The sequence below is a fragment of the Corynebacterium sp. UMB9976 genome, assembly GCF_030212265.1.
In the GTDB taxonomy this organism is placed as follows: domain Bacteria; phylum Actinomycetota; class Actinomycetes; order Mycobacteriales; family Mycobacteriaceae; genus Corynebacterium.
In genome coordinates, this window is sequence record NZ_JASODY010000018.1 from 26,547 (window position 1) to 36,107 (window position 9,561).

9 protein-coding genes and 1 riboswitch are annotated in these 9,561 nt (G+C 66.0%); of the genes, 2 read left to right on the top strand and 7 right to left on the bottom strand.

Annotated features, from left to right (window positions below; all coding sequences use genetic code 11):
- Positions 1-3: 3 nt before the first annotated feature.
- From QP140_RS08165 to thiC, 7 genes are all read right to left on the bottom strand, one after another.
- On the bottom strand, positions 4-1,281 hold the full coding sequence (locus QP140_RS08165; RefSeq protein ID WP_284759084.1) for a ThiF family adenylyltransferase: 1,278 nt from the start codon (positions 1,279-1,281) through the stop codon (positions 4-6).
- Between the two features lie 2 nt (positions 1,282-1,283).
- Complete coding sequence (locus QP140_RS08170) at positions 1,284-2,120, bottom strand: thiazole synthase (RefSeq protein WP_284759085.1); 837 nt, start codon at positions 2,118-2,120, stop codon at positions 1,284-1,286.
- Between the two features lie 84 nt (positions 2,121-2,204).
- Positions 2,205-2,411 (bottom strand): sulfur carrier protein ThiS, encoded by a 207-nt coding sequence (gene thiS / locus QP140_RS08175; RefSeq protein WP_148811934.1) that lies wholly within the window; start codon positions 2,409-2,411, stop codon positions 2,205-2,207.
- A gap of 76 nt (positions 2,412-2,487) precedes the next feature.
- On the bottom strand, positions 2,488-3,708 hold the full coding sequence (gene thiO / locus QP140_RS08180; protein WP_284759088.1) for a glycine oxidase ThiO: 1,221 nt from the start codon (positions 3,706-3,708) through the stop codon (positions 2,488-2,490).
- Positions 3,709-3,820: 112 nt separating this feature from the next.
- Positions 3,821-4,987, bottom strand: a complete 1,167-nt coding sequence (locus QP140_RS08185; RefSeq protein WP_070758179.1) for an MFS transporter — start codon at positions 4,985-4,987, stop codon at positions 3,821-3,823.
- Positions 4,988-4,996: 9 nt separating this feature from the next.
- Positions 4,997-5,674: a thiamine phosphate synthase gene (locus QP140_RS08190; protein WP_371260107.1), complete on the bottom strand. Its 678-nt coding sequence runs from the start codon at positions 5,672-5,674 to the stop codon at positions 4,997-4,999.
- A gap of 64 nt (positions 5,675-5,738) precedes the next feature.
- Entirely contained in the window at positions 5,739-7,559 is a 1,821-nt protein-coding gene (thiC, locus tag QP140_RS08195) for a phosphomethylpyrimidine synthase ThiC (RefSeq protein ID WP_284759091.1), read from the bottom strand.
- Positions 7,559-7,672, bottom strand: a riboswitch (TPP riboswitch). Its footprint overlaps the gene before it by 1 nt.
- Positions 7,673-7,844: 172 nt before the next feature.
- Between thiC and QP140_RS08200 the strand changes: the two genes are divergently transcribed.
- The gene (locus QP140_RS08200) at positions 7,845-8,018 is read left to right on the top strand and encodes a Trm112 family protein (protein WP_041628482.1); all 174 of its coding nucleotides are present in this window, start codon (positions 7,845-7,847) and stop codon (positions 8,016-8,018) included.
- 32 nt (positions 8,019-8,050) lie between these two features.
- On the top strand, positions 8,051-9,361 hold the full coding sequence (gene tyrS, locus QP140_RS08205) for a tyrosine--tRNA ligase (RefSeq protein WP_284759093.1): 1,311 nt from the start codon (positions 8,051-8,053) through the stop codon (positions 9,359-9,361).
- Positions 9,362-9,561 lie beyond the last annotated feature (200 nt).

A 9,561-nucleotide genomic window follows, 5' to 3' on the forward strand; every position in this document is an offset into this window, starting at 1 on the left:
GGTTTAGCCCCGCACCCCTCCGGGCAGGTTGTGCAGCGTGATTCCATACTCGCTGGCAACCTGCCCGTATTTTTCGGCGAAGTGCTGGCTGCGTACTCCGGAGGCACAGTAAACCACCGCGTCGGTGCCCTGGTGGCGGGCGAAGGCCTCGGCCACTGCAGGCGAGGCAACGTCCAGGGTGCCCGCGGGATCCGCGAGCGCGGACATCGCCAGGTGCTCGTCTGCGCCCTGCTCGCCGATGAATCCCGGCTGGGCGAGGAGCGTTTCGTGGTACTCCCGGACGTCCACCGTAAAAGCTTTGCCGGTGCGGACGAGCTCGTGCAGCGCGGCGTTGTCCGATGCCTGTGCTGGGCAGTCGCCTGGGGCCTGGTTCGGCGTGGTCTCCGAAGACTCCGGGGACTGGACTGCGCAGGCGGCAGAGGAGGCCGCGGGGCCGTCGCTGGGGGACAGGGCCACGACTGGTTGGCGGCTCGGGTCGGGGGCGATGCGGAAGCTCTGGGTGCGCGCTGTGAGAGCGTCGTAGCTCACAACGGTGCCGAGCAGCGGCTGTCCGACCCCGGTGACCCACTTGATGGCCTCTGTGGCGGCCAGCGCGCCCATCACGGCGGTGGTCGCACCCAACACGCCGGCGCTCGCGCAGTCGGGGATCGAATCTCCGCTGGGCTTCTCTGGGAACAGATCTCGCAGACCGATGCCGCGCTCACCGCTGGCGGTGGAGTTGAATACCGAGATCTGCCCGGCGAAGCGCAGCACCGTGGTCCAGACCAGGGGAGTGCCGGAGATTTCGGCGGCATCGGCTACCAGGAATTTCGTGTCGAAGTTATCGGAGCCGTCAATGACCAGATCGACCTGCCGGAAGGCCTCGACGATGTTATCGGTGTCTAGGCGGTGCCGGTGGGTCTCGACCCGGATATCCGGCTGGATGCGCTTCAAGGCGTCGGTGGCCGCATCCACCTTCGCCCGGCCGACGTCCTCGGCCGAGAACAGGATCTGGCGGTGCAGGTTGGTCACGTCCACCGTGTCGTCGTCATAGAGCACGATCGTGCCCACCCCGGCCGATGCCAGGGACTGCATCGCGGGGCAACCTAATCCGCCGGCCCCAACGACGAGCACGCGGGCGTCGTGCAGCCGCTGCTGTTCGGCGGGCCCGAAGCCCGGCAGGTTCAGGTGGCGGGCGGTGCGCCGTTGTTCCCGGTAGGGCAGGGAGACGAAGTCCCCGGCGGGGAATGCCTGCTCGGTTCCCGCTGTGTGCGGGGAAGAAGTGTGTGTGCTTTCAGCCACGCTTAGAGCACCTCCTCAGCCCAGTCCTCGTCCCAGGACGCCAGGCCCTCGAAGCTGGAGCTGGCCAGTGCACCTTCCGCGTGGGTGCGCTGCGGGATGCGTCCCGCCGCAGCGGCCAGGCGGCCGGCCTCGACCGCGTGCCTCATGGCGGTGGCCATAGCGACCGGGTCCTGGCAGCGGTTGACGGCGCTGGCGAGCAGCACGCCGCTGCAGCCGAGCTCCATAGCCAGCGCGGCATCCGATGCGGTGCCCACCCCGGCGTCCAGCAGCACCGGGACCGAGGCGCGGGCGCAGATCAGTTCGATATTGTGCGGGTTGAGGATGCCCAGCCCGGTGCCGATCGGGGAGCCCAGCGGCATCACGGCCGCCGCTCCGGCATCCTCCAGTCGCTTGGCGACCACGGGGTCGTCGCTGGTGTAGGCCAGCACCTCGAAGCCTTCGGCGACCAGCATTTCGCAGGTGTCCACCAGCTCCACCACGTCGGGCAGGAGCGTGCGGTCGTCGGCGATGAGTTCCAGCTTCACCCAGTTGGTGCCCAGCGCCTCGCGGGCGAGCTGGGCGGTGAGGGTCGCATCTTTGGCGGTCCGGCAGCCCGCGGTATTCGGCAGGACGTCGATGCCCAGGCGGTTCAACAGCCCGAAGACGCTCTCGCCTCCCGCAGCGCCGTTCGGAGCTCCAGCGGTGCCAGCGTTCTTGCCTGTCCGGAAGCGGCGCATGGCCACGGTGGTCAGCTGGGTACCGCTTGCCACCAGGGCTTTCTCGAGCAGCGTCTGGCTGGTCGTCCCGCCAGTGCCCATGATCAGGTGCGAGTCGAACTTCTTACCTGCGATTTCAAGCATCTATGCCTTCTTCTTGTGTGTATCAGTGCCGTCGTTCCAGGGCTTCGTGGCTGGCTCAGCAGAGCGAGCGGGAAACGGCTAGCCTTAGCCGCCCTGCACTGCGACGAGGATGTCGATCTCGTCGCCGTCGGTGACCTCTCGGTTCTCCCACTGACTGCGTGGCACGACTGCTTGGTTCAGCGCGATCGCGATGCCCGTGGCATCCTTTTCGCCGGTCTCGTTGGCGACGACGTCGGCGATCGTGAGTCCCGACTTGCCCTGGCGCTCTTCCTGGTTCACCGTGTAGTTCATTCTCGATGCATCCTTTCGTCCGTCTTTCTCCGGGCGTTCTGCTTGCCCCATTATCTCCCAGTCGCGTGCCACTGGCTCAGTGCGTCTCGGTCGCGAAGCGGTCCCAGCGGCACGCCTCGAGGCCCACCCCGGCCGCCTCTGCGGCCTCGGCCAACGCCACATCGCCATCACCAGCGCTGAGCCCCAGGTGTGCCGTCACCTTAGCGCCCAATGCAGACAATAGGATTCCGTGCCGGAAGTATCCCGCCGAGATCACCACATTCCCGCTGGTTTTGCCGATCAAGGGTAGGTCGTCGGGCGTCCCCGGGCGTTCCCCGGCAAGGGCTTCGATGAATTCACAGTCCTCGATACCTGGCACCACGCGGATAGCGTCGCGCAGCAGCGTGTAGACCCCGTCGACAGCGGGGGCCTGCCGTTCGTCCTCCCTTGTTGTCGCACCCACGGCGATCGTGCCGTCGGTGCGGGGGATGACGTAGATCGGTCGGTCCTCGAAGAACCCCCGGATCACGCGCTCCACCGGGGCGGGCCTGCGTTCGGCCACGCCGAGGCGGATCAGGTCCCCGCGCACGGGTCGCACCGGCAGCGCAGGGGCGCCCTCGAGCGTTGCTGCCCCCACGCCGTTACAGACGTAGACGCTGCCGTTCACGCCCACCGCCGTGCCGTCGGCGAGCCGTACCGCGGTGCACCTGCTGGCCGGTTCTGCGTTACGGTGGTCGGCATCAGAGCCCGCCGCATCGCTGCCGTGTACCAGCCCGGTTGCTTCCTGCTCCACGAAGGCCGCGCCCTTCTTTTTCAGGACGTCGACGGCCGCAGCGCAGTACAACCGGGGGTTGACTTGATGGTCGCCGGGGATCTCCACGGCGCCAGCGAGCTGCGGGTGCAGTCCAGGTTCAAGCTTGCGGGCTTGACGCACGGGCAGTCGGGTGGCCGTCATCCCGTGGGATCGCTGGTGTTCCAGCAATTCAGCGAGGTGGGTGGCGTCGGCGCGGTCAGCAGCGACGACGAGCGTGGATTCCTCTCGGTAGCCGGTGGGCAAATCGGTGACGGACTCGACAGCTTCGCGCAGCGCCGGCCACAGCTCGGCGGCGCGGATCATCAGGGGGTAGAGCTCCTCCTGCCCGTACTGCACCTCGGCGACGGGGGCAAGCATGCCACCCGCGACCCACGAGGCACCGCTGATCGGTGCTGGGTCGATGATCGCGATGTCTGCGGCGGGCACCCCGGCTTGGGTTAGTTCCACGGCGGTGCTGAGACCAATGATCCCGGCGCCGATAATCACATGCTCGTAGCTGCTCAAGGTCTTGTTCTTTCTAGTGGTGCGCTCGCGCCACGAATTGGGTGGGCTGCGGAACTGCGACCCACGGTCTGCGGTATTGATTCTCGGATAATGGGCAAGGTATGCGTCCGCCTCATGTGCGGTTGAGGTAGCCGGTTCGGATCTGCCAGCTGCGCAGCAGCGCGGCGGCCACCGCGATGGCGGACAAAACGGCGAAGGGGAGCGACGGGCCCACTCGTGGCTCAAGAACCTGCATCAGCGGTGGCAGGGCGAAGCCCACGTAGGTCGCGACGTAGTAGGCCCCGAGGATACGGCCACGGTGGGAGGCCGGGGAGTAGGCGTTGACGTCCAGCAGACCGTCGCGCAGGCACAGGCCATAGCCGAGCCCGAGCAGCACGGTGGCCAGGAAGAACAGCGGCAGCGAGGGAGCCGCGCCACCGAGGGCGACGACGAGGAAGCCGGCCCCTGCGCACAGGATCCCGACGATCCCGGAGCACGGACCCCAGGCCCAGCGGCGCCCTGCCGCCTGGACCGCCAGTCCTGTGCCGAAGCCGACCGCTGCCGCGATGCCAGGCAGGAACACCCCGGTCTCGAAGTACTCGGCCACCCGCGCGGCAAGCCCCACGAAGGCGGTGGTGATCGCCGCGAAAACCCACATCGCCACCGGCACCGAGGTCGCCAGCGCCTTGCGGGGCGAGGCGCTCGGATCAACCTGCGGATCCTCCGCCACTGCCAGGATCTGGCGGGGCATGTCACCAGTGCGCAGTGAGAACACCACGGCCGCGAGCGAGGCGATGATGCTCAGCACAAAAGGCAGCCAGAGTGGCGAGAATGCGAACTCGGCGAGCCCGGAGATCACCGGCCCCAGCGCGAAGCCGGAGGTGAGAACGATACCGGCCAGCGTGGAGCCCGCGGGCCCATTCAGCCGCGCAGCCCACGCGGTGCCCGCGCTAACCACCAGGCCCACGCCCAGCCCCACGATGAAGCGGCCAGTGAGTAGCCCAGGCGCTCCGTGGAAGAGCATGAGGATGCTATTGCCAACCACCGCGATGAGCGATCCCGCCAATGCCACCAGGCGCCCGCCGAAGCGGTCGGCCAGCGCACCGCCGATGAGGAGGCTCGGCACCAAACCCAGCGCGTAGATCCCATAGGCGCCGTTGACCAGCAGCGGGGACAAGTTGAGCTGCTCCCGCAGCGCCACGAGTACGGACGCGAAGTGATTCGCCGACCAGCCCGCGGTGAGCAGGAGGGCTGCGACGCTGATAAAAACTCTCCGCGCGCTCGTTCCGGGTGTGCTCATAGGCCCTATCTAACGCTCGTTGGCCCCCGAAAACTGGGAAACCACGCTCTCGGCATAGGCCTTCGGGTCCTCGGCTTGCATGATTCCGCGGACGATCGCCAACCCGGCCACACCGGTGGCAGCCAGTTCTGTGGCGTCCTCGGCCCGGACGTCACCGATCGCGACGACCGGCACTGCGGAGGCAGCGACGAGCGCAGGGTAGCCCGCCAGCCCGAGCGGCTCGCGGCCCGAGTTCTTCGTCGGGGTGGGGCGGAAGGGGCCAGCGCCGATGTAGTCGATGACGTCGGCGTAGTCATTCGCTCCCTTCACCAGTTCCAGGGTGCCGGTGGTCAGCCCGATGATCGCGTTTTCGCCCAGTACAGCGCGCGCCAGTCGCGGGTCGAGGTCATCCTGCCCGATGTGCACGCCGTGGATGTTGTGCTCCGCCATCAGGGCAGCGGCGACGTCCACGCGGTCGTCGATGAGGACCACCGCGTTCGGATTCGCGTTGGCCACGGCTGCCGCGATCCGGATGGAAAGCTCCGTGAGCTGGCGGACGGTGATCGGCTTGCTGCGGACCTGGATCACCCCAGCACCACCGGCCGCTGCCTCGGCAGCGATGCGGGTGATCTCCCCGCATTCCTCTTCCCAGTCGAGATCCGGGATGCGGCCGGTGACGAAGTAGCAGGTCAGCGCCCGGGGGTCCAGTGTCCGGGGGTTGGCTAGCTGCCCATCCACACCTGTGCCGCCAGCCTGGCGATCGTCATCGTTGCTAGCTGTGTTGCACACTCGCATCTTCCTCCAAGTAAATCTGCCCGCCGCGTTCCAGGAACTCCGCGGACTTCTCATCCATGCCGGCCTCGACGGCAGCCAGGACGTCAGGGTCGGCGTGTGCTGCATCCTTGGGCTGGCCGATGCTTGGCAGACCCAGGTCAGCGGCCATCTTGTCGCCGAACTCGGCGCGAATGTCCTGGCTGATGCGCATGGAGCAGAACTTCGGGCCACACATGGAGCAGAAGTGAGCCGTCTTCGCGGGCTCCGCCGGCAGCGTCTCGTCGTGGTAGGCCTGCGCGGTATCCGGGTCCAGGGAGAGCGCGAACTGGTCGTGCCAGCGGAACTCGAAGCGGGCCTTGCTCATGGCGTCGTCCCACTCGTGAGCACCCGGATGCCCCTTGGCCACGTCCGCGGCGTGTGCGGCGAGCTTATAGGTGATCACGCCGGTCTTCACGTCGTCCTTATTCGGCAGCCCCAGGTGCTCCTTCGGGGTGACGTAACACAGCATCGCGGTGCCACCGGCGGCGATATTCGCCGCGCCGATCGCGGAGGTGATGTGGTCATAGCCCGGTGCGATATCCGTGACCAGGGGGCCTAGCGTGTAGAACGGCGCGCCGCCGCACCATTCCTCTTCCTTCTCGTTGTTGATCTGGATCTTGTTCAGTGGCACGTGGCCGGGGCCTTCGATCATGACCTGGACGTCGTAGTCCCAGGCACGCTTGCACAGCTCGCCGATGGTCTTCAGCTCAGCGAACTGGGCGGTGTCGTTGGCATCGGCGATGGAGCCCGGCCGCAGACCGTCACCCAAAGAGAACGCGACGTCGTAGGCCGCGAAGATCTCGCACAGCTCGTCGAAGTTCTCGTAGAGGAAGGACTCCTTGTGGTGGGCCAGGCACCAACCCGCCATGATCGACCCGCCACGGGAAACGATGCCGGTGACGCGCTTGGAAGTCAGCGGCACGAAGGGCAGGCGCACACCAGCGTGGACGGTCATGTAGTCCACGCCCTGCTCAGCCTGCTCGACGACGGTGTCGCGGAAGATCTCCCAGGTGAGGTCCTCGGCCACGCCACCCACCTTCTCCAGCGCCTGGTAGATCGGCACGGTGCCGATCGGAACCGGGGAGTTGCGCAGGATCCATTCGCGGGTGGTGTGGATGTCGTTACCGGTGGACAGATCCATCACGGTGTCCGCGCCCCAACGCGTGGCCCAGCGCAGCTTGTCCACCTCCTCGCGGATGGAGCTGGTGACCGCGGAGTTGCCGATGTTGGCGTTGATCTTGGTGAGGAACTGGTTACCGATAATCATCGGTTCGGATTCCGGGTGGTTGACGTTGTTCGGGATGATCGCCCGGCCGGAGGCCACCGCCGCGCGCACCTTCTCGACGTCGCAGTTCTCGCGCAGTGCGACGAACTCCATCTCGCGGGTGACCTCCCCGCGGCGGGCGTAGGCCATCTGGGTCACGCGCTGGCCCTGCTTGGCGCGCAGTGGTGCTCGCTTCTCGCCGCGCCACTCCTCGCTGGCTGCGCCGCGCTTGGCTGCCCGGGTGCCGTCGTCCAGCAGGTTGCGCTTCCGGCCCTCGTATTCTTCGACATCGCCGCGGTCGCGGATCCACTCGTTGCGCAGCGCAGGCAGGCCCACCTCCGGCTCCGCGTAGGGGCCACGGGTGCGGTAGATCTTGACCGGCTCGTTGGGGCCGGTGGGGGAATCGTCCAGGTCGATCGCGGTCTGCGGTACCTCGAGACCATTGACCCGCAGGGGTGCGTAGCGGTGCTTCGGGTGAATTTCGGACGCGTAAATATCTACGTTTTGCGCGCTCATGAAGAGCTCCTCCAACTTCCTTCGCTGGTGCTAACCAGACAGGTTCAGACGGTTCCGCGCTGGCGTGCGCGATCTCAGCCCCAGCCACTTCAGGGGCACCCGTATTTCGGTACGGAACCAACCATAGCGAACGCTTCGGACACGCAAATAATGAATGAACGCGGGCCCGAAATTGAGGGGAGGGCGGCGTCCTAAAACAACAGCAATGAACACAGGGGAGAGGGCAGAAAGCGGGTAGGGGTAGCCAAGCGAACGGGAGGAAAAGATGTCGCTACAATGAGACGCATGATTGATCCGAAGCTTCTGGAGATCCTCGCCTGCCCGCAAGACAAGCAGCCGCTGGAGGATCACGGCGACTATCTGGTGAACCCGCGGCTGGGACGTGCCTATCCGGTCTCCGATGGCATCCCGGTTCTGCTCACCGATGAGGCGGTCGACTGGCCGCTGGCAGAAGCTTAAAAACGATCACACATCTTTGACTGAGGAAAGACATGTCTAACGAGACGATTCAAAACTCCAACCTGGTTGACGAGCTGCAGTGGCGCGGGCTGATCGCCGACTCCACCGACCTTGATGAACTTCGCGAGCAGCTGAAGAACCCGACCGCGGTCTACTGCGGCTTCGACCCGACGGGCGATTCCCTCCACGCCGGCCACCTCGTGCCGCTGCTCCTGCTGCGTCGCTTCCAGCTGGCCGGGCACAAGGCTTTCGCCCTGGCGGGTGGTGCCACCGGCATGATCGGCGACCCGCGCGACGTGGGCGAGCGCTCCATGCTGACCGAGGAGCGGGTCGCCGAGAACGTGGAGCACATCAAGAAGCAGCTGCGCGCTTTCCTCCTCTTCGAGGGAAGTGCTGAGCTCGAGGAGTCGGGCAAGGACCTGCACCCCGCGACGTTGGTCAATAACGCTGACTGGATCGGCAACATGTCCGTCATCCACTTCCTGCGCGACCTGGGCAAGAATTTCTCGCTGAACACGATGCTTTCCCGTGACACCGTGAAGCGTCGCCTCGCTGCCGACGGCATCTCCTACACCGAGTTCTCCTACATGCTGCTGCAGGCGAATGACTTCGTTCACCTGCACCGCGAGCACGACGTCTGCGTGCAGGTCGGTGGCTCCGATCAGTGGGGCAACATCGTCTCCGGTGTGGATCTTGTCCGTCGTATGGACGGGGATTCTGTCCACGGCCTGACGGTTCCGCTGGTTACGGACTCTGAGGGCAAGAAGTTCGGCAAGTCCACGGGTGGCGGCAACCTGTGGCTCGATCCGGAGCTGACCAGCCCGTACAGCTGGTACCAGTACTTCTTCAATACCGCCGACGCCGACGTGGTGAAGTTCCTCCGCATGTTCACCTTCCTCGACCGCGAGGAGATCGACCGCCTCGCCGTGGAGGTCGCCGAGCGCCCGTTCAAGCGGGAGGCGCAGCGTGTTCTCGCCCAGGAGATGACGGCGCTGGTTCACGGTGAGGACGCCGTCGGCAAGGTCGAGCTGGCTGCCCAGGCACTGTTCGGTCGCGCTGATCTGAGCGAGCTCGACGAGCAGACTCTCGCCGCAGCTCTGCAGGAGACGACGGTCGCGGAGGGTGCTGTTGGTGCAAGCCTCGTCGAACTGCTCGTCGCCGCTGGTCTGGAGAAGTCCAATGGTGCGGCTCGCCGAACCATTAAGGAGGGCGGTGCGTACGTAAATAACGAACGCATCGACGACGCCGAGTGGACCGTCTCTGCGGAGGACCTTCTGGTTGGCGGTTGGCTGGTGTTGCGTAAGGGGAAGAAGAACTTCGCCGGCGCGAAGATCAGCTCCTAGGCGAGCAGCGCGGCGCCGCACCAGGTGTAAGCGCCGAAGCTGTTGAACAAACCCGGGCATCGTTGACCATAACGATGCCCGGGTTTTCTGCTTCCACCTGGGGGTTTTGTGTTTGTTGTGGGCTGTGTGTAGATTATTGATCTGCAAGGCCGACGGCGCTGATGCCGGGTGGTTGGGTTCCCCTTTCGGTCTTGTTTCTT

Excerpts from the sequence above, each read along its gene's own strand:
- QP140_RS08170 (WP_284759085.1), bottom strand. The coding sequence starts at position 2,120 with ATGCTTGAAATCGCAGGTAAGAAGTTCGACTCGCACCTGATCATGGGC.
- thiS (WP_148811934.1), bottom strand. The coding sequence starts at position 2,411 with ATGAACTACACGGTGAACCAGGAAGAGCGCCAGGGCAAGTCGGGACTC.
- QP140_RS08185 (WP_070758179.1), bottom strand. The coding sequence starts at position 4,987 with ATGAGCACACCCGGAACGAGCGCGCGGAGAGTTTTTATCAGCGTCGCA.
- thiC (WP_284759091.1), bottom strand. The coding sequence starts at position 7,559 with ATGAGCGCGCAAAACGTAGATATTTACGCGTCCGAAATTCACCCGAAG.
- QP140_RS08200 (WP_041628482.1), top strand. The coding sequence starts at position 7,845 with ATGATTGATCCGAAGCTTCTGGAGATCCTCGCCTGCCCGCAAGACAAG.
- tyrS (WP_284759093.1), top strand. The coding sequence starts at position 8,051 with ATGTCTAACGAGACGATTCAAAACTCCAACCTGGTTGACGAGCTGCAG.